14 protein-coding genes are annotated in these 20,796 nt (G+C 58.1%); all 14 read left to right on the top strand.

Annotated features, from left to right (window positions below; translation table 11 throughout):
• The first annotated feature begins 694 nt into the window (after nt 1-694).
• Nucleotides 695-3,766, top strand: a complete 3,072-nt coding sequence (locus CJ255_RS09940; protein WP_217352432.1) for a DEAD/DEAH box helicase — start codon at nt 695-697, stop codon at nt 3,764-3,766.
• Between the two features lie 59 nt (nt 3,767-3,825).
• A complete protein-coding gene (locus CJ255_RS09935; protein ID WP_165774654.1) occupies nt 3,826-5,976 on the top strand; it encodes an SWIM zinc finger family protein in 2,151 nt (716 codons plus the stop codon).
• Nucleotides 5,977-6,227: 251 nt separating this feature from the next.
• On the top strand, nt 6,228-8,258 hold the full coding sequence (tkt, locus tag CJ255_RS09930) for a transketolase (protein ID WP_097643950.1): 2,031 nt from the start codon (nt 6,228-6,230) through the stop codon (nt 8,256-8,258).
• A 185-nt stretch (nt 8,259-8,443) separates the two neighbouring features.
• Nucleotides 8,444-9,040, top strand: coding sequence for a Uma2 family endonuclease (locus CJ255_RS09925; RefSeq protein ID WP_097643949.1), 597 nt, complete (start codon nt 8,444-8,446; stop codon nt 9,038-9,040).
• Nucleotides 9,041-9,110: 70 nt separating this feature from the next.
• Entirely contained in the window at nt 9,111-9,494 is a 384-nt protein-coding gene (locus CJ255_RS24870) for an RloB domain-containing protein (protein ID WP_097643948.1), read from the top strand.
• Between the two features lie 258 nt (nt 9,495-9,752).
• Nucleotides 9,753-12,905: a TAT-variant-translocated molybdopterin oxidoreductase gene (locus CJ255_RS09915; RefSeq protein ID WP_097643947.1), complete on the top strand. Its 3,153-nt coding sequence runs from the start codon at nt 9,753-9,755 to the stop codon at nt 12,903-12,905.
• Nucleotides 12,906-13,274: 369 nt separating this feature from the next.
• On the top strand, nt 13,275-13,844 hold the full coding sequence (locus CJ255_RS09910; protein WP_245863307.1) for a c-type cytochrome: 570 nt from the start codon (nt 13,275-13,277) through the stop codon (nt 13,842-13,844).
• A gap of 124 nt (nt 13,845-13,968) precedes the next feature.
• Nucleotides 13,969-14,631, top strand: a complete 663-nt coding sequence (locus CJ255_RS09905) for a cytochrome c3 family protein (protein ID WP_097643945.1) — start codon at nt 13,969-13,971, stop codon at nt 14,629-14,631.
• A 471-nt stretch (nt 14,632-15,102) separates the two neighbouring features.
• On the top strand, nt 15,103-15,507 hold the full coding sequence (locus tag CJ255_RS09895) for a hypothetical protein (RefSeq protein ID WP_097643943.1): 405 nt from the start codon (nt 15,103-15,105) through the stop codon (nt 15,505-15,507).
• Nucleotides 15,508-15,627: 120 nt separating this feature from the next.
• Nucleotides 15,628-16,458 carry an SCO family protein gene (locus CJ255_RS09890; protein ID WP_165774652.1) on the top strand — a complete coding sequence of 277 codons (831 nt, stop codon included), beginning with the start codon at nt 15,628-15,630 and terminating at the stop codon, nt 16,456-16,458.
• Between the two features lie 17 nt (nt 16,459-16,475).
• On the top strand, nt 16,476-17,471 hold the full coding sequence (coxB, locus tag CJ255_RS09885; RefSeq protein ID WP_097643942.1) for a cytochrome c oxidase subunit II: 996 nt from the start codon (nt 16,476-16,478) through the stop codon (nt 17,469-17,471).
• Between the two features lie 121 nt (nt 17,472-17,592).
• Nucleotides 17,593-19,251 carry a cytochrome c oxidase subunit I gene (ctaD, locus tag CJ255_RS09880; RefSeq protein ID WP_097643941.1) on the top strand — a complete coding sequence of 553 codons (1,659 nt, stop codon included), beginning with the start codon at nt 17,593-17,595 and terminating at the stop codon, nt 19,249-19,251.
• 117 nt (nt 19,252-19,368) lie between these two features.
• Nucleotides 19,369-20,160 carry a cytochrome c oxidase subunit 3 family protein gene (locus CJ255_RS09875; RefSeq protein ID WP_097643940.1) on the top strand — a complete coding sequence of 264 codons (792 nt, stop codon included), beginning with the start codon at nt 19,369-19,371 and terminating at the stop codon, nt 20,158-20,160.
• A 218-nt stretch (nt 20,161-20,378) separates the two neighbouring features.
• A complete protein-coding gene (locus CJ255_RS09870; RefSeq protein ID WP_097643939.1) occupies nt 20,379-20,720 on the top strand; it encodes a cytochrome C oxidase subunit IV family protein in 342 nt (113 codons plus the stop codon).
• Nucleotides 20,721-20,796: the final 76 nt, after the last annotated feature.

The following is a 20,796-nucleotide window of genomic DNA, read 5'->3' as shown; positions in this document are numbered from 1 at the left end:
AATTGCGCCTCATGTCGTGATCGGTTGGGTTGGCCACGAGTTGTGTGCGCCTGGGGTTCGCTTGCGCCTCGTGCGCTCCGCGCCCCCCCTGGTGGTTCATGGGCGGACAGAAAATATGTGTGAGCGCGAACGCGCCGCGCTGGCTCGGTGGCTGAGCTTGTCGAAGCCAAGCGTCGCGGCCCAGAACTTTTTCATGCTAAGAAGCTGTCTGAAAAGTCTATGAACTGGCGTTGGAGTGCCGGCTTTAGCCGGCTAAAGCCGGCACTCCAACGCATACCCACGAGCTTTTCAGACAGCTTCTAAGGGAAGGTTCCAGCACACGTTACAGTTTGCGCCATAGGTAGTGCCGACGTTAGTCGGCTGAGGTCGCCGACAACCCCTGGATGCCGACTAACGTCGGCACTACGACGGTAAAGCTGAAAGCGCGTCTCTGTGTCGGCTTTAGCCGGCTAAAGCCGGCACTCCAACGTGTGCCCCCCGGCTTTTCAGACAGCTTCTACGTGATGGTTTCAGGGCACTTTACAGTTTGGCCTCCGACGGAGTGCCGACGTTAGTCGGCTGAGGTCGCCGATAGCCTCTGGATGCCGACTAACACCGGTACGCCAACGGTAAAGCTGAAGGGCTGTTTCTGAAACCATCCCTAACAACCTATTCCCTATCTTCTCGTTTCTGTATCCTTGCCTAAAAGGCCGTAATGATTGCCATTTTTCACGGCACTTGGCTCGTTTCCCAGCGACGCTTCTTCTTCTGGGGCGAGTATCCTTCGCGCACGACATGGCGCGGACGTCGTTCACGCACGAATCCCCATCCGTTTCAGTTGCCGCTTGCGCTGCTGCGTGAACGGCTTGTTGGTATGACCTTTGCGGTTGATGAGGTGCCCCAACGCGATCTCTTTGTTTGGTTGCCTTCGTTGGGCTATGCGCCCCTGCCTCTGCGTGAACTGCAAAAGGCGGGGGTGGAAGCCGCTCAGGGTGAGCCCTTTTTGGCCCCTTGGCGCGTGCGCGGTCTCATGCTCGATGCAGGCCAGGCTCTTGAGGTTCTGTTGGCCCTTGGGCAACGCCACGATGCCGGTGCCGACCTGCGTGTCTGGCGTACCGCCGCGCTACTTGTGGCTGAGTTGGTCGCTGGGCAGCAGTTGCTCCCGGCGCTGGAACGCGACGGCCCCCGTCTGCGTGCCACCTGGCGCCCGCGCCCGGTGCCCGCTACCGCGACGCGCATTGCGAATCTGAGCCGCGCGATGCCCGCCCTCTGCCGTGCGGTGGTGCAGTATCCCGCTGCCGCCCCCGCCCCCCGCATTCTGCTCGACCACTTCCTCGCTGCTGGTGCCGATGCGCTGGTGCGCGATCTCGCTGCTGCTGATGCGACCATGGCTGAACGCCTGGCCCGTTGGCAGGCTGAACCTCAGTCGCCCGGCGCTGCATGGATGGCCTCCCTCGTTGGCCCCGAAGCGCAGGTGGCGCTCCAAGGCCAAACCGCCGAGGAGCTCTTTCAGGCCTGGCAAGAATGGAGCGGCCCAGAACATGTCGCTGGCGATGAGGTTTTTCGTATCGCCTTTCGCCTTGAACCGCCCGCCGACCCCGGTGCCCCCTGGGGCCTCAGCTATCTGCTGCAAGCCGTGGACGATCCGACGATTTTGGTGCCCGCTGCCCAAATCTGGCGTGAGCGCGGTCAGACCTTTTACTATATGGATCGCCATTTTACCCAGCCCCAAGAACGGCTGTTGCGTGCCTTGGCCTTTGCCGCCCGCCTCGTGCCGCCAATTGAGGAGAGCCTCCATAGTAAGGCTCCAGAGCAGGCGAGCTTGACCCTGGCGCAGGCTTTTGTCTTTCTGAAAGATGCAGCGCCGCTGTTGGAGCAGAGCGGTTTTGGTGTGCTGGTGCCCACTTGGTGGGGCGGGGCCGGACGGCTCAAGGCCCGTGCCCGCACCCAAGAGGTGCGCCCCCGCACGCGCAAGCGCCAAACCAATCTCAGCTTTGAGCAGATGGTGAACTTCCGTTGGGAATTGAGCCTGGGCGATCACCCTATTTCGCGGGAGGAGTTTGAACAACTGGTGGCGCTCAAGGAGCCGCTGGTGCAGGTGCGCGGCGAGTGGATTGTGCTTGATCCGCAACAGGCGCGCCAAGCCTTGACCCTCTTCGATCAAGGGGGGGAGATGAGTGTCGCTCAGGCGCTGCGCATGGGCCTCAGTGGTGAGAGTGAACCATTGCCCGGTGGCGTCACCTTTGCTGGGATTGAGGCTGAAGGGGCTCTCGGCGAGATGCTGGGCAATCTGCGGGAGGCCCATCAGCTTGAGGAGTTGCCCCAGCCCAAGGCGCTCCGGGGTGAATTGCGCCCCTACCAGCGCCGGGGTTTCTCGTGGCTCCACTTTATGCGTCACTATGGCCTTGGCGCATGTCTGGCTGATGATATGGGCCTCGGCAAGAGTATCCAAGCCATTGCGCTGCTGCTCCACGAACGCGCCACCGCCCCCAAGGGTGGCCCGAGTCTGATTGTCTGCCCCACATCGGTGACCGGCAACTGGCAGCGTGAGTTGACCCGCTTTAGCCCTACGCTACGCGTCCTTGTCCATCAAGGTACCGAACGGGCCCGTGGCGACCAGGTAGCCACCGCTGCGGCCCGTCAGGATGTGGTGATTACAAGCTATAAATTGCTCGCCCGCGACCGTGAGGCGCTCACGGCTATCAATTGGCGCTTGGCTATTCTTGATGAGGCGCAGAATATCAAAAATAGCGATACGCGCCAAGCGCAGGCCGCCCGCGCCCTGCGGGCCGAGGCCCGCATTGCACTCACGGGTACCCCGGTCGAGAATCGCCTGACGGAACTCTGGAGCATCATGGCCTTTCTCAATCCGGGCTATCTGGGCGGTGAAACCGACTTTCGCCGTACCTACGCCCGCCCCATTGAACGTGCAGGCGATCAGGAAGCCGCCGAACGCCTGCGTCACCTCACCGGCCCCTTCATTCTGCGGCGACTCAAGAGCGACCCCACGATTATTAACGATCTGCCCGAAAAGATCGAGATGAAGGTCTTTGTGCCGCTCACCCAAGAGCAGGCCACCCTCTACGAAGCGGCGGTGCGCGATGCGCTAGAACAGATCGCCGTCGCTGATGCCGAAGGCGAAGAACTGCGCCGCCGCGGTCTCGTCTTGGCGATGCTCACCCGCCTCAAACAGATCTGCAACCATCCCGCCCACTTCCTCAAGGATGGCTCGGAACTGCGGGGCCGCTCAGGCAAACTTGAGCGCCTCAGCGAGATGCTTGAAGAATTGCTCGCCGCCAATGACCGCGCCTTGATCTTTACCCAGTTTACCGAAATGGGGGCACTGCTTGAACAATACCTTAGCCAACAGCTTTTGACCGAGCCGCTCTTTCTGCATGGCGGTACACCGGCCCGCGAGCGCGACCGCATGGTGCGCCGCTTTCAAGCCGCTGAAGGCCCGCCCTTCTTTATTCTTTCACTCAAAGCGGGCGGTGTTGGCCTCAATTTGACCCATGCCAGCCATGTGTTTCATTTTGACCGCTGGTGGAATCCGGCAGTAGAAGACCAGGCGACCGACCGTGCCTTCCGTATTGGCCAAACGCGCAATGTCCAGGTGCATAAGTTTGTCTGTGGAGGCACCCTCGAAGAAAAAATTGATGCCATGATTGAGGGTAAACGCGCCCTGGCAGCCCAAGTCCTTGGAGCGGGTGAGCAGTGGCTTACCGAGCTGAGTACGGCCCAGTTGCGCGACCTTGTTGCCCTCCGGCGTGAGGAGATTAGTGAGTAATGGGACGACCACGAAGGCGTTCAGGGTCTCGTGATGAGGCCACTACCCAAACTGAAGATATGCAGGTACAAGAAGAAACGGTTGCCGTGTATGCTGATGATGATCCGTACACCAACAACGGATCATCACGCAATTCGCGTAGCCGCCGTCCGCGCAGCCCGCGGCGGTCACCAGAGCAAGACCAAGCCAAACTTGAGGCTCAAGCTGAACGCCGCACCGCTTCAGCCAAGCCCCAACGCAATGGACAACACGATGCTCAACGGGCCGCCAAGAGCCCTGCTGGGCGCAAGCAGGCGCGTCCGCGCAACCACGAATCAACCGATCCCGCCCGCGACTACGAGCGGCCCACAACGGGCAAGCGTCTGCGCGAAGCCTCCGATGATGAGTATCGTGGCTATACGCCCGACGAGCAAGCACCCCGTCGCCCCCGTCGTTCGCGCACTGAACCGCGCAACCCGGACGAAACCCAAGGCCACGACGAAGCCTACCGCAGCTATGCGCCCGACGAGGATGCGCCCCGTCGCCCGCGTCGCTCGCGCGCTGAACCTCGCAACCCGGACGAAACCCAAGGCCATGACGAAGCCTACCGCAGCTATGCGCCCGACGAGCAAGCCCCCCGTCGCCCCCGCCGCTCGCGTTATGCGCCAGAGCCGCAGGCCGAAACCCAGAGCCGCGACGAAGCCTACCGCAGCTATGCGCCCGACGAGCAAGCCCCCCGTCGCCCCCGCCGTTCGCGCTACGAACCTCGCAACGCAGAGGCGCGTACACAAACACCGCCTGATGCCGAAGCGCAGCGCCGCGACGAATCAGGCGAGAACCAGTCCCGTCGTTCGCGCCGTTCACGCTATGCCCCGCGCAATCCAGATGCCACTTCAGACGATCAGGGCTATCGCGGCTACCAGGCTGATGAAGGTTCCACCCGCCCGCCGCGCCGCTCGCGCTATGCCCCACGCAACCCCGCCGATGGCACCGAGGGGCCGTCGGGCGAGCGGGAGCAGCGTAGCTATAAGCCCAATGAGGGGGCACCCCGTCGCCCGCGCCGTTCGCGCTATGAGGCGCGTACCCCAGATGAGCATGCAGAACGCCAGCGCAGCAGTGAAGATGCCCCACCCAATGAAGCGGGCGAGCGTCCCCCCCGCCCCTCGCGCCGTGGCCGTGGCCCAGGGCGCACCTACCAAGCCGCTACGGAAGCTACGCCCTCTGCGCATGAAGAGCCTCACGATGAACCGCATGGGCTTGATGGGGATGGCTACGAGCCCAAACGCCGACGGGTACGGCGGCGACGACGGCGCAGCAAAAAGCCCGATCAGCAACTGCTGGGTGGCGAACAGCACGGGGCTGCCTTTGAAGCTCATGAGTCACGCACGCTGCTGCGCCCACGCCCGCGCTCGGCCTTTCGCCCGCGGGCTGCTGCCGATAGCCACCACTTCTTCAGTCAACCGGGAGAATTTGGCGAATCGTGGTGGGCCCAACGCTGGGTCAGTGTCCTCGAAAGCTTCGGCCTGGGCAGCCGCCTCAGCCGTGGGCGCGGCTATGCCCGTGGCGGCTCGGTCTTGAGCATCGAGATCAGCGAAGGGCGCATTGTTGGCCGCGTGCAAGGTTCACGCTCCCTACCCTACAAGGTCACCATCTCGGTCATCCCACTGAGTAATGCCCAGTGGGAACGGGCGATTGACGCCATGGCCGATCAGGCTATCTTTACAGCGCGGCTGTTGGCCAACGAGATGCCCCGCGAGATTGAGCAGATCTTCAGTGGTGCCGGGGTCGCCCTCTTTCCCCAGAGCGTCTACGACCTTCAGACCTCCTGTACATGCCCCGATTTTGCCACTCCCTGCAAGCATGCGGCGGCGGTCTACTACCAACTTGGCGAATACCTTGATCGTGATCCCTTCCTGATCTTCGCGCTACGCGGGCGGGGCAAAGAGCGCATCATCCAGTCCTTGCGCGCCCGCCGTGCAGATACGGCCAACAGCGACGGAGCGGCTGACGAAGTTCAAGGGCGCGTCCCAAGCTTAGAGGAACAACTGCAACAGTTCGATGAGATTGGCCCCGAGCTAGAGCAGATCACGCCCCACATCGTCGCCCCCACCGTCGCCTCCACCATGCTGCGGCGCTACGGCCCCTCGCCCGCCGACACCACAATGGAGCTACACGAACTCTACCTGCTCATGAGCCGCGCAACCCTTGAACGGCTCTTTGCACACGAATAGCGGGGGTTCGGGGGAGGCTGCGCCTCCTCCGAAGAATTTTCGTTCGTGTTGGCGGCGAAGCCGCCAACACGAACGAAAAAGAGGGTATGGGGCACCGCCCTAAACGTAGCGTCTACGGGGCACAGCCCCTTCCCTGTACCCGCCATACGTACAATAGAATCAATCAAGCAGCGCAGCGGTGCTATAATCGTCGTGTGCGCCGTTCATCAAGTGTTGTGCGTATCGCGCATGCCAAGTCTGAGGAGCGAGTGATGAGTGATGCGATGACCACCGCAGAGGTGAGTAGTACCGAGTTGGACCGGATGTGTGCCAATGCGATCCGGGCTTTAGCAGTTGATGCTGTGCAGCGGGCCAATAGTGGGCATCCCGGCATGCCGTTGGGTGCGGCTGATGCTGCCTATGTCCTCTGGACACGCTTCCTGAAGCATAATCCCGAGGATCCCAATTGGATCAACCGTGATCGCTTTGTACTCTCGGCAGGCCATGCCTCTATGCTGCTCTATGCCCTGCTGCACCTCAGCGGCTATGACTTGTCGCTCGATGATCTGCGGAACTTCCGCCAGTGGGGGAGTCGTACCCCCGGCCATCCTGAGTATCACGAGACCGCCGGGGTTGAAATGACGACCGGGCCGCTGGGGCAAGGGATTGCGACTGCGGTCGGTATGGCGCTGGCTGAGCGTTGGCTCGCTGAGAAGTTCAACCGTCCCGGCTTCCCTGTGGTTGATCACCACACCTATGTAATCTGCTCAGATGGTGATTTGATGGAGGGCATTGCCTACGAGGCGGCCAGTATGGCTGGCCATTTGGCCCTAGGCAAGCTGATCGTCCTCTACGATTCCAATAGCGTCTCGATTGATGGCGCTACCGACATTACCTTCAGCGAGAACGTGGCCCAACGCTTCCGCGCTGCGGCTTGGCGCGTGCAACAGGTTGACGGCCACGACATGGCCGCCGTAGCCCAAGCGCTCGCTGAAGCAATAGATGATCCTGAGCGCCCCGCATTGATTATTGCCCGTACCACGATTGGCCACGGCAGCCCCAATAAGGCTGGCACCAACAAGTGCCACGGCGAACCGCTGGGGGCTTCCGAGGCGGCCTTGACCAAACAGGCACTGGGGTGGCCGCTTGAGCCAGAGTTCTTTGTGCCCGAAGAGGTCTATGAACACATGCAACTCGCGGTGGAGGTGGGCAATACGCGCCAGCAGGAGTGGACGCGCATGTTTGAGCGCTACTGTGCGAGCCATCCCGAACTGGCCGCCCAGTGGCAGCAGATGCAGGAACGCGCCATTCCCCAAGATTGGTCAATCCTGCCTGAGTTTGCGCCCAACCCCAAGGATAAAGGCACCCGCGTCTCGGCGGGGGTGGCACTCAACACCCTAGCCGAGCATGTGCCCAGCCTGATTGGCGGCTCGGCAGATCTCTCCAGCTCCAACAATACCCTAATCAACGGTGCAACCCTGCTTGAAGCCCACAGCTTTGTTGGCCGCAACATCAGCTTTGGGGTGCGCGAACACGCCATGGGCGCGATCCTGAATGGCCTGGCGCTGCACGGCGGCTTTATTCCCTTCGGCGGCACCTTCCTCGTCTTCAGCGACTACATGCGCCCCGCCATTCGCATGGCGGCACTCATGCGCCTCCAGGTGGTCTATGTCTTTACCCACGACAGCATCGGCCTAGGCGAAGATGGCCCAACCCACCAGCCAGTTGAGCATGTCATGTCGTTGCGCCTCATCCCCAACCTCTACGTCTTCCGCGCAGGCGACGGCAACGAGGCAGCGATGGGCTGGCGCATGGCCCTTGAGCGGCGCGACGGCCCAACGGCGCTCATCTTCACACGCCAGGGCGTACCCACACTGGATCGCAGCCCCGCCTCCGGCCTAGCCCCCGCCAGCGCCGCACTGCGCGGCGCCTACGTGCTGCGTGACGTAGCCAACCCCCAGATTGCCCTGCTCGCCACTGGCTCCGAATTGAGCATCGCGCTTGATGCGGCCTTCATGCTCGAAGAGCGCGGCATTGCGGCACGCGTCGTCAGCATGCCCTGCTGGGAACGCTTCGAGGAACAAGACGCAGCCTACCGCGAGTCCGTATTGCCAGCAAACCTCAGCGCCCGCGTTGCCGTCGAAGCCGGACGCAGCCTCGGCTGGGAGCGCTACGTTGGCATGCAGGGTACCATTGTTGGCGTAGATCGCTTTGGAGCCTCTGCACCCCACACCGAAATCTTTGCACGCATGGGCATCACCGCCGAAGCGGTGGTTGCTGCGGCCTTGCGTGTACTTGCGTAGGAATTGCGCTTGGGTGTTGCGGTGGCGCGGTGGCTTCGACCCTTCGACAAGCTCAGGGCTCAGCCACCGCGCCACCGCAACACCCATGAGGGATTAGCGTGAAAAAGCCTTGGGTTAGCAGCCAGCCTCTTGGGAGGCCATATTCGGCAATCTGAAATCTACCATCTGAAATGATATACCCTGCTATGCTCATCAGCGACATCCTCCCTGCTACTAGTCCTGCCGACCAGATTCCTGGTCCGCCTCAGGGGCAATGGACCTATGCCGACTATGCATTGATCCAGGCAGAGGGGGTGCGCTATGAGTTGATTAGCGGGGTACTCTATATGACCCCAGCACCAAGCACTAGCCATCAGAGCGTCAGCAACCTCCTGGCCACCTACCTTACCCTCCATGTGCAACTCGTAGGGCTAGGCAAGGTCTTCAGCGCCCCCACCGACGTTGAACTCTTCCCCGGCACCGTGGTACAACCAGACATTCTTGTCATCAGCAGCAGCAACGAAGGGTGCATCACCCCTAGCCGCATCATCGGCCCTCCCGACCTCGTGGTCGAAATCGTCTCACCCAGTACCGCAGGCTACGACCGGCGCGAAAAGCAGGATGCCTACGCGGCTGCTGGCGTACCCGAATATTGGCTGGTTGACCCTAGTACCCAAACGGTCGAACTGCTCATCCTGGAGCAGGGTAGCTACCGTTCACAGGGACTCTTTCGCGGCCAAGCCCAGCTACCCTCACGGGCGATTCAGCACCTACCCGTGGCAGTAGCGGCCTTTTTTGGCTAAACTAGGGCTTGCGGTGGCGACAAGCTCACCTTAGACAACATATCGGCCAAAAAAATGAGCGGAAAATCTCTTGCATGATCAAACTGCGCATTGTGCAGTATGGTACATTCGGTGGTCTGCAAGAAGAAATTTCGTTTTTAATATCTTTCGAGGAGATAGTTTTCGTAAAAATATAATCATAAAAACTCTTCCCTTTGAATTGTGGTTGCTTCTCCATCAGACCTATCCGCCTAGACCATTGCCGTCATCAGTTAAATTGTGTGAGAATGAACTTAAACGCATGCTTGGCCATTATGATAAGGCGAACTATAATACTGACAAACTTGTGTCTGCTATTGAACTAGCAATAGAACATGCTCAACAATTAGATAGCAATCATACTGATGTTTGGCCAAAAATGATAGGAACTCAAGTGCATCGTCTGGTTATAAAATTGATCAGTAAATATGATTAATTTATTTCGTGTTATTTCAGATATTGCGTTGCGCTACAGTTGTAAATTGCTTTGAGGCTACATCCCTACTAACCACAACTTATACCACTTGGGCATACCCCTTAGTCTCAGTGGGTATCATTTACCCATAGTGACAGCACTCCGATTGTCTGCTATAATTGGCCCTAAAGATATTGGTGCTAGTTTTCACAAACTGGCTTCGGGGATGTTGCAATCTGTCTGGCCCCTGGCGATGGGTTGCTAGTTGGGTCGCTGCCCATGAGTGATCTTACCCTCCACCCCCACGAGCGTGAGCTTGAGGATGTTCGTGTGCGCCTTCAGTCGGCTCGGGGTAAGCAGTTTTGGCGCTCGTTGGATGAATTGGCCGATACGCCAGCTTTTCATGAATTACTGAAGCGTGAATTCCCCGCCGGTGCCGCTGAACTCAAGGATGATCCGGTCTCCCGCCGCACCTTCCTCAAGCTCATGGGGGCCTCTTTCGCCCTCGCTGGGCTCTCTGGCTGTACCTTTGCGCTGCGCCAGCCCCAAGAAAAGGTTGCACCCTATGCCCTTGCACCCCACGATCAGCGCCCCGGTATTCCTAATTTCTATGCGACCGCAGTGACCCGCGATGGCTTTGGGCTTGGGGTTGCAGTCAAGAGCTATGATGGCCGCCCAATTAAAGTTGAGGGTAATCCGGCTCATCCCGCCAGCATGGGGGCCACCGATCTCTTTGCCCAGGCTGAGATTCTGCAGATCTATGATCCCGCTCGCCCCGAAACGATCCTGAATGCCGGTCGGTTGAGTACCTGGGATCAGTTTGTTGCTGCCTTTATGCCTGTGATGCAATTCCAGCGCACGTTTGAGGGCCAAGGCTTGCGGATTCTCACGCCAACGGTTACCTCGCCCAGTTTGATCGCCCAGATTGATGCGCTTTTGCAGGAGTTGCCCAATGCCCGTTGGGTGCAGTATGATCCCGTTGGTCGCTCCAATACCTATGCCGGTACCCGTGAGGCTTTTGGTGAGCCGCTCGAACCGATCTACCACCTTGAACGCGCACAGACGATTGTGGCCCTTGATGCCGATTTCTTGAGCGAAGGGCCAGGCCGGGTGCGCTATGCCTATGATTGGATCGCTGGCCGCCGGGTACTCAAGGAGACCCAAACGGTCAGTCGGCTCTATGTCGCTGAACCGGCTACGTCCAATACGGGGATTGTGGCCGACCATCGTCTGCCGGTGAAGGGCGCACTGGTGGCGAGTGTTGCCTTTGCCCTCGCCCGCACCCTTGGGCTACCGGGGCTCGCTGGTGAGGTGAGCCTGCCCCCCGCTGCTGCCGCTTTCGTCGCCGCCGCTGCCGCCGATCTGCGTCAGGCTGGTTCCGCTGGCCTGGTGATCGCGGGTGAAAGCCAGCCGCCCCAGGTACACGCCCTTGCCCACGCGATCAATGTCGCCCTTGGGGCCGTTGGTCGCACCATCACATATACCACCCCGGTCGTTGCCGATCCCGCCGACCAGACGAGCGCTCTGCGCCAATTGGCCCAAGAGTTGGCCAGTGATCAGGTGGAGTTGCTGCTGATCATTGATGCGAATCCGGCCTATAACGCTCCCGCCGATCTCAATGTTGCTACGGTACTCCAACAGGCCAAATTCAAGCTTGTGTTGGGCCCCTATGCCGATGAGACGGCGGCTCTGGCTGATTGGTTCATTCCGATGAGCCATTCGCTGGAGAGTTGGGGCGATGTGCGGGCCTTTGATGGGAGTGTGACCATCGTTCAGCCGCTGATTGAGCCGCTCTATGGCGGGCGTAGCCCCCACGAGTTGCTCGCGTTGATGCTGGGCCAGAGTGTGCGCCCGGCCTACAATGTGGTGCGCGATGTGTGGGCCGAGGCGACTGGGTTGAGTGGTGCGGAACTTGATGATTTTATCAATGGGAGCCTCAACCAAGGGCTGGTGGCCAATAGCAATTTCCCGTCCCTGCCGGTCACGCTGCGCCCCGATTTGAGCTTCGCGGCACCCGAACTGCCGCCCCCCGGCCTCGAGTTGGTCTTCCGCCCCGATGCCAGCGTCTACGATGGGCGCTATAGCAACAACGGCTGGCTGCAAGAATTGCCCAAGCCGGTGACCCAGCTCACCTGGGATAATGCGGCGCTCGTGAGTCCCCGTACTGCCATTCGTCTCTTGGGCCTCGCCTTTGATCCCGAGAGCCTCGCCGATGCCAACAATATTACCGCGCAGCGCAATTTGGAACAACTGATCCGCCAGAATGGCGCTTTGGTTGAGTTGAGCCTTGAGGGCCGCACGTTGACCGTGCCGATCTGGATTGTGCCGGGCCACGCGGAGGATACGGTAACCCTTAGTTTGGGGTATGGGCGTGGCGCTGTGGCTGGCCCGGTGGCTGAGGGTACCGGCTTTAATGCCTATAGCCTGCGGACCAGTAGCGCCCCTTGGTTTGCCGCTGGCCTAACGGCGACCGCCACTAATGACCGCTACCAGCTTGTCAGTACCCAAAACCACTGGACACTCGAAGGCCGTTCGCTCATTCGCGTGGGCGAATTTGACCGCTTCAAGGCCGATCCCAAATATATTGCCCACGAAGTCTACCGCGAAGAGTATGGCAAAGACACCCCCGGCCCTGGCACCGACGGTTACCAGAGTCTCTTGCCGGGCGGCGAAGGCGATTACCTGCCCGGCTACGACTATAGTATCGGCAACCAGTGGGGCATGAGCATTGATCTGACCGCCTGTATGGGCTGCAACGCCTGTGTCGTTGCATGTCAAGCCGAAAACAACATCCCCATTGTGGGCAAGCGTGAAGTCGCAATGGGGCGTGAAATGCACTGGATCCGCATTGATCGCTACTTCGCTGGCAACGACTTCGACAACCCAGAGACCTACTTGCAGCCGATGCTCTGCCAACACTGCGAGCGCGCCCCCTGCGAATTGGTCTGCCCGGTAGCCGCAACGGTACACGATGCCGAAGGGCTCAACAACATGATCTACAACCGCTGCGTCGGCACCAAATACTGCTCGAACAACTGCCCCTACAAAGTGCGGCGCTTCAACTTCTTCCAGTATACCGATCTCGCATCGCCAAGTCTGCGCCTCGGACGCAACCCCGAAGTGACTGTCCGCAATTTAGGGGTCATGGAGAAGTGTAGCTTCTGCATCCAGCGCATCGCGGATGGCCGCATCAGAGCGCGTGTCGAAGGCGACCGGCCCATTACCGATGGCGAAGTGATCTCGGCATGCGCCCAAGCCTGCCCGACCCAAGCGATCACCTTTGGCGACATCAACAACCCTGATGCGCTCGTAACCAAACGCAAAGCCGAACCGCACAACTACAGTGTCTTGGGGATGCTGAACACCCGGCCCCGTACCACCTACTTGGCGCGGGTACGCAACCCCAACCCCGACTTGGCTGATGGCGGCTAGGAGGACATAGAGGATACAGAGAATTTGAACCACAGAGGCACAGAGGGCACAGAGAATTTGAACCACAGAGGCACAGAGGGCACAGAGAGGATGTGAGGTAATCGCTATCACAATTATTTGTACTTCTTACCCTTGAACATGCCGCATTATCAAGAACGCTAAAGCCCATTGGAACACCGTGTTTGGCAATCGGCAATCTGCAATCGTAAATGGCATAACTCGGTAACTCTCCTCTCCTCCTAACCTCAAACCCTCTGTGTTCTCGGTGCCTCTGTGGTTCAAATTCTCTCTGTCCTCATCAGCAAATCCTTCGGCCAACAACTCTCTACTTGACAGGGCATAAGGATCAACGTAAACATGAGCTTTCCAATGTCCAAATCTACCATTATTCGCCTCGCATGGTTACCCCTCTGCCTACTGCTCGTGGCATGTCACACCGACATGTACGACCAGCCCAGGTATTCGGCCAACCAGCCAAGCGACTTCTTTGAAGATGGGCGCTCGATGCGGCCCCCGCCCCCCAACACGGTGGCAATGGGAACCTTTGATCCCAACTCGGCCATGTTCAGCGGGCGTCTGGAGGGCGATCTGGTGGCCGAATTACCCATGGAGCTCACCGCCGAACTCTTGGCCCACGGGCAGACGCGCTACAACGCCTTCTGTGCGCCATGCCACGGGCTCACTGGCGCTGGCAATGGGGTTGCAGCCTACCGTGGTGGCATGCAAGTGCCTACCCTGCACGACGAGCGCCTGCGCACCGCTCCGATTGGCTACTATTTTGACGTAATTACCAATGGCGTCAACCGCATGTACAGCTACGCCCACCGCATCCCCCCCGAAGATCGCTGGGCCATTGCCGCCTACACCCGCGCCCTGCAGCTCAGTCAGTATACCGTGGCAGAAGCACTGCATGCCGAAGAGCTTGCCGAGCTGCCGTAGCCCATGGAGCAGGTAGGAAATAGTTGGGTAGTAGATAGGAAATAGTAGGTGTAAAACACATCCTGATACCACAATCCTACTTTCCTACTTCCTACTTTCCTTTTCTTAGAGAGCGAGACCTCCAATGTCTGCACAGATCTTTCCGCGCAATGCCAATGTGATCTTCATGTTGAGCCTGATTGGCTTGACGCTCATGAGTATCGGGATTATCGCGGCATTGATTGGCATCTACCTCTCGCCCTGGTACACTGAAGTGGGCGATGCAAAGGCCCAGCCGATCCCCTTTAGCCATAAGCATCACGTTGATGAGTTGAAGATTGACTGTCTCTACTGCCATTCCACAGTAGAACAGGCCGCCCACGCGGGCTTTCCCTCAACTGATACATGCATGTCCTGCCATTCGCAGATCTGGACCAATAGCCCTCTGCTTGAACCAGCCCGGGTTAGTTTGCAGACCGGCGAGCCCATTGTTTGGAACCGTATCTACGATCTACCCGACTTTGTCTTTTTTAACCACAGTATCCATGTTGCCAAAGGCATTGGTTGCGCCTCGTGCCATGCCGGTACGGATCAGCAGCATCTCACTGCCAAGGCGCAAGCCTTATGGATGGGCTGGTGCTTAGGTTGCCACCGCAACCCTGAGGAACACATCCGCCCCCGCGACGAAATCTTCAATATGGCTTACAATCCTCTTTCACTGCCCCTCAGCGAACGCCTCGCCCTCGTCGCCGAATACCAGATTGCCACCGACGGACGCCTTACCAATTGTTACGCCTGCCACCGCTAGGGGGCTCAGGGAGAACCAGGTTCTCCCTGAAACCCACCTTCCGGCTAGGGAGATCAGGGAGAACCTGGTTCTCCCTGAAACCCACCTTCGCTAGAGAGATCAGGGAGAACCAGGTTCTCCCTGAAGCCCACCTTCGCTAGGGAGATCAGGGAGAACCAGGTTCTCCCAGAAGCCCACCTTCGCTAGGGAGATCAGGGAGAACCAGGTTCTCCCTGAAACCCACCACCAGGTTCTTCCCAAGTGGGTTTGGGAGAACATGGTTCTCCCGAAGTGGGTTTGGGAGAACGTGGTTCTTCCCAAGCGGGTTTGGGAGAACATGGTTCTCCCGAAGTGGGTTTGGGAGAACGTGGTTCTTCCCAAGCGGGTTTGGGAGAACATGGTTCTCCCGAAGTGGGTTTGGGAGAACATGGTTCTCCCGAAGTGGGTTTGGGAGAACGTGGTTCTCCCAAGACAAGCCATACGGAGTAACCCATGAGTGGACACCATAGCCCCGAAGGGGCCTCCCCCGAAAGTATTGCTAGTGGCTTTGAGGTCACCGATTGGAGTATGAAGCCAGTGGTGATCTTGGTAGCCGCTACGATTGCCAGTCTGATTTTGGCCTATATTGTTATTGCGATCATGGTCGGTTTCACTGGTACCGGCATTGTGGATCAGAGCAATACGCTGCCGAGCGATGCGGCCCAACGCATGCCGCCCGGCCCGTTGCTAGAACAGAATCCCTTGGCTGAGAGCAACCAGATGCTCCAAGCAGCCAATCAACACTTGGAGAGCTACGGCTGGGTTGATCAGCCTGCTGGGGTGACCCATATTCCCATTGAGCGGGCCAAGGAGTTGTTGTTGGAGCTAGGGGTTGATCCGTTTGCAACGCAAGAGTAGCTTTGGAAGCTGTCTGAAAAACCGGGGGGCACACGCTGGAGTGCCGGCTTTAGCCGGCTAAAGCCGGCACTCCAACGCCAACCCATAGACTTTATCAGACAGCCTCTTAGAAAAAATAGAATGCAACGCACAATCACAATCTTCCTTTTCATCCTGATAACAGTACTCCTCGTGCCGGTGCCAAGCGCTCAGGCGCAGCAGCCGCATCCCACCGAGGCGGTTGCCTTTGAGCAACATCTAGGGTCGCAGGTGCCGCTCGATCTGCCCTTTGTGGACGAGACGGGCGCGGCGGTGCGTTTGGGTGACTATTTTGGCGAACAGGCTGTGGTGCTGCTGCTCAGTTACTATGAGTGCCCTATGCTCTGCCCGCTGCTGCGCGACGGCCTTGTGAATAGCCTCAATGAGGTGCGCCTCAATGTGGGCGATGATTTCCAGGTGATCAATGTGAGTATTGATCCCACCGAGACGCCGATGAATGCGGCGAGTGCTAAGACTTTTACCCTGATGCGTTACAATCGCCCCAATACTGAGCATGGCTGGCATTTCCTTACCGGCACCCAGGATAGTATCCAGCAGTTGGCCAATGCGGTTGGCTTTCGCTATTTCTACGATGAAACGATCAATCAATATGCCCATGCATCTGGTATTCTTGTATTGACCCCCAAGGGCACCTTGGCGCGCTACTTCTATGGCATTGAGTTCAATCCGGGTGATGTGCGCTTGGGCCTCGTTGAGGCTTCGGGCAATCGGATTGGCACCCCCGTAGACCAACTGCTGCTGCTCTGTTACCACTTTGATCCCTCGACCGGACAGTATACCGGCCTGGTGATGACGCTGCTCAGAGTGGCCGGGTTGCTCACAGTCTTGATCATTGGTGGCTCAGTCTTGTTCATGAGTCTGCGTTCACGGCGGGGCACACCACCGAGCGGGCCAGCCCAAGCGCTGGGTTAGCAGATGTAGGAAAGCATATGCAGGACTTCCCTTTATTTCCCGAACAGGCTTCGACATTCGCCGGGCCGGTTGATGTGCTCTACTGGACGTTGGTTGGGCTGAGCCTGATCTTTGGTGGCATCCTGCCCTTTATTATCCTCTACCTGATGGTGCGCTACCACCGCAGCCAAAAGGTTGATCGCACCAATCAGTTGCATAGTAGTCTGCCACTAGAATTGACCTGGACGGTGATTCCTCTTGTGTTAGTACTCACCGTCTTCTTTTGGGGTGCTTTCCTCTACATTGATATGCGTACTCCGCCCGATGACTCACTTGAAATCTATGTGATTGGCAAACAGTGGATGTGGCATGTTCAGCACCCCAATGGAAAGCGGGAAAATAATGAACTGCACATCCCAATTGGCCAGCCGGTCAAGTTGATCATGACCTCGCAAGATGTCATTCATAGCTTCTACATCCCCGACTTCCGCGTCAAACAGGATGTCCTGCCGGGGCGCTACACCATTATGTGGTTTGAAGCGACCCAACCGGGTGAATATCACCTCTTCTGTGCTGAATATTGTGGCACTGAACATTCACTCATGGTCGGGCGCGTGGTGGCGCTGCGCTTGGCCGATTATGAACGCTGGCTCGCTACTCCTGGCGAGATCATTCTGCCCGATGGCAGTGTCGGTGGCGCTGTGCCCGCGCTCGTTGAAGCGATTGGTGACCCTATGGAGCTTGCGGGCGGGCAACTCTTTGCCAGTTTGGGCTGTGCCGGTTGCCACCGTAGCGACGGCCTCGGCATTGGCCCTAACCTCGCAGGGCTCTATGCCAGCGAAGTGCGCCTTACCGACGGTAGCCTCGTCTTTGCCGACGAGAACTACCTGCGCGAATCGATCCTCAACCCTGGCGCCAAGATTGCCGCTGGCTACGCCAATGTCATGCCCTCCTACGAGGGCCAAGTCAGCGAAGACCAGATGAACCAACTGTTGGCCTATATCAAGTCGTTGGCCGATGCGAATGTCGAGTAATACCATTTACGATTGTAGATTGCAGATTGCCGATTGCCGAACATGGCGTTCCAATGGGCTTTAGCGTTCTTGATAATGCGGCATGCTCAAGGGTAATTGGTGTAATTTGTAGGAGTACCTTATGGCCACCACAGCGCTACCAGGGCGCAACTACCTAGAGGAAGACGCAACAACCATTGGAGCATGGCTGAAAGCTTGGTTTCTCACGGTTGACCACAAGCGCATCGCCATTCTCTACCTGTTGAGCATCAACTTCTTCTTTCTCCTCGGCGGACTGGCGGCTTCGGTCATTCGCGTCGAGTTGATCACCCCGCAGGGCGATCTGCTCTCGGCTGATCTCTACAACCGCGCCTTTACGCTGCACGGCATCATCATGGTCTTCTTCTTCCTCATCCCGGGCATTCCGGCGGTGCTAGGAAACTTCTTGGTGCCCCTGATGATTGGTGCGCGTGATATGGCCTTTCCGCGTCTGAATCTCTTCAGTTGGTACCTCTACATGGCGGGCGGCATCTTTGCCCTGACGGCGGCCATCTTTGGTGGTGTAGATACGGGCTGGACCTTCTATACCCCCTTTAGCTCCACCTACGCCAACTCCAATGTGATCCTCACCATCACGGGAGCCTTTATTATGGGCTTCTCGTCTATTACCACCGGGGTTAACTTTATTGTGACCATTCATACCATGCGTGCCCCTGGTATGACCTGGTTCCGCCTGCCACTCTTCATCTGGGCGTCCTATGCGACCAGTTTGATCATTGTGCTGGCAACCCCAGTGATTGGGATTACGCTGCTTCTCGTGGCGATTGAGCGGCTCTGGGGCGTAGGCATCTTTGACCCGGCGCTCGGCGGTGATCCGCTACTCTTCCAGCACCTCTTCTGGTTCTACTCCCACCCTGCCGTCTACATCATGATCTTGCCTGGCTTCGGCGTCATCTCTGAACTGATTGCCGCCTTCTCGCGCAAGCGCATCTTTGGCTATGAGTTCATCGCATTCTCCAGTATGGCGATTGCCCTCTTGGGCTTCCTCGTCTGGGGGCACCACATGTTCGTGAGCGGGCAGTCGGTCTATGCTGGGCTGGTCTTCAGCTTCCTCACGATGCTGGTCGCCATTCCCTCAGCGATTAAGGTCTTCAACTGGACAGCGACGCTCTACAAAGGTTCGATCAGTTATCGCACGCCCATGCTCTACGCCTTGGGCTTCATTGGCCTCTTTGTCATTGGTGGCTTGACCGGCATCTTCTTAGGGATTGTTGCGATTAACATTCATGTCACCGATACCTACTTCGTTGTGGCCCACTTTCACTATGTGATGGTCGGTGGTGCGATTATGGCCTACTTGGGCGGCATCCACTACTGGTGGCCCAAGATGACCGGGCGGATGTACAATGAGGTGTGGGGCGGCATCTCGGCGCTGATCATCTTCGTTGGCTTCAACATGACCTTCTTTCCCCAATTTATCGTCGGTTATCTTGGCATGCCGCGCCGCTACCATGTCTACCCGCAAGAATTCCAAGTTCTGCATGTTCTCTCCTCGGCGGGCGCAACAATCCTAGCGATTGGCTTCATTATTCCGATCATCTACTTGACCATTTCGCTCTGGAAGGGGGCTATCGCGGGCGACAATCCCTGGGATGCCACGGGCCTCGAATGGGAGGTTAGTTCCCCACCGCCAACCCATAACTTCACCACCACCCCTGTCGTTACACGGGAAGCCTACGACTACCCGCCCGATGCCGCCGAGGTAGATGCGGCCAATTGGCGTCCGGGGAGTCCTTTGTAGGTGTGGGGGCGGGTTGTTTTTTCACCACAGAGGCACAGAGAACACAGAGAATTTTAGCAACCCCCTCTGTTCTTCTGTTCTTCTGCCCCTCTGTTCTTCCGTAAAAAGGAGATCACCTTGGCCACAACGACTTCCACAAGCAGCTCACACGCCCATGCTGATCATGGTCATGCCGATCATGGCCCGGAACTTCAGCACCACTTTTCGACTGCGGCACAGCAGAAAGAGGCCGCAACGCTAGGGATGTGGGTCTTTTTGGTGACCGAGGTGATGCTCTTTGGCGGTATCTTTATGGCCTATGCGGTCTATCGCTGGGCCTTTCCCGATATTTGGGCTGAAGCCGCGTACCACCTCAACACGCCGCTGGGCACAATTAATACTGTTGTGCTGTTGGTCAGTTCGCTCACCGTAGCGCTCGCGGTGAGCGCCGCCGAAGCGGGCAAGCGCACGCGCATCATCCAGTTGATCGTGGTCACCATGCTGCTTGGCTTGGCCTTCTTGGGCCTCAAGGCTTACGAGTATAGTGAGAAGTTTGCCCATTGCGCTGGTTACTCCACACCCATCGAGTGGGTAACCAACACCAACCAACACGCCGTTTACGAATGTCTTGTACCGGGACAGGCCTTTCTCTTTCCTGCCGACAAAACGACCGGCGCAAGCAACGCACCCACTGTTGCAGGCCAACCAACCCCCTACCAACTCTTCTTCCTGCTCTACTTCATCGCCACCGGCCTGCATGCCGTCCACATGCTGATTGGGCTGGCCATTATGAGCTATTTGGTCTTCATCACATGGCGCGGAACGATTAGTAGCACCTACTTCACCCCCGTGGAGATCGGGGGGCTCTATTGGCACCTGATTGATATTGTGTGGGTCTTTTTGTTTCCGTTGTTCTATTTGGTTCACTAACGTGAAACGGGCGGGAGGTTGGGGCTACGCCCCAAGCCCCATTTTTTGTGCTATGTTGGCGGCTCTGCCGCCAACATAGCACAAAAAGAGTTGTTAGCGCGAAGAAGCCTTGGGTTGGCAACCACCGCGCCGCTGGCTGAGCCTGTCGAAGCCAAGCGGCGCGGCCCAGAACTTCTTTGCGCTAACAAAGAGTTTTTTGATGGTATTAAGGAATCACAATGGCACATCATGAACATGAGCATGAACGGGGTCATATTGGCCCCGCTACCTACTACAAGGTTTTTGCCGCCCTGATGGTGCTAATGTTTCTGACCGTTGGCGCTTGGTGGGTTGAAGGGATGTTGAATATCCCACGAGCGTTGGGGGTCTTTATTGCGGTGGCGATTGCCTCAACCAAAACGGTGCTGATTGTACTCTTCTTTATGCACATCAAAGTGAGTAGCCGGGTGACACAACTCTACGCGGTGGCGGCGTTAGTGGCGCTGCTCTTTATGTTTGTGATTACTATGGGCGACTATTTTGCGCGTGGTTGGCCGCCTGAACTGGGGCCGTTGCCTTAGAGGTACCGAGGATTTGAACCACAGAGGCACCGAGAACACAGAGGGTTTGAGGTTAGGAGGAGAGGAGAGGTACCGA

It is taken from the genome of Candidatus Viridilinea mediisalina (assembly GCF_002532535.1).
GTDB classification, from domain to species: domain Bacteria; phylum Chloroflexota; class Chloroflexia; order Chloroflexales; family Chloroflexaceae; genus Viridilinea; species Viridilinea mediisalina.
The sequence above is the reverse complement of the archived record's forward strand: the minus strand, read 5'-3'. Positions and strand labels throughout refer to the sequence as shown.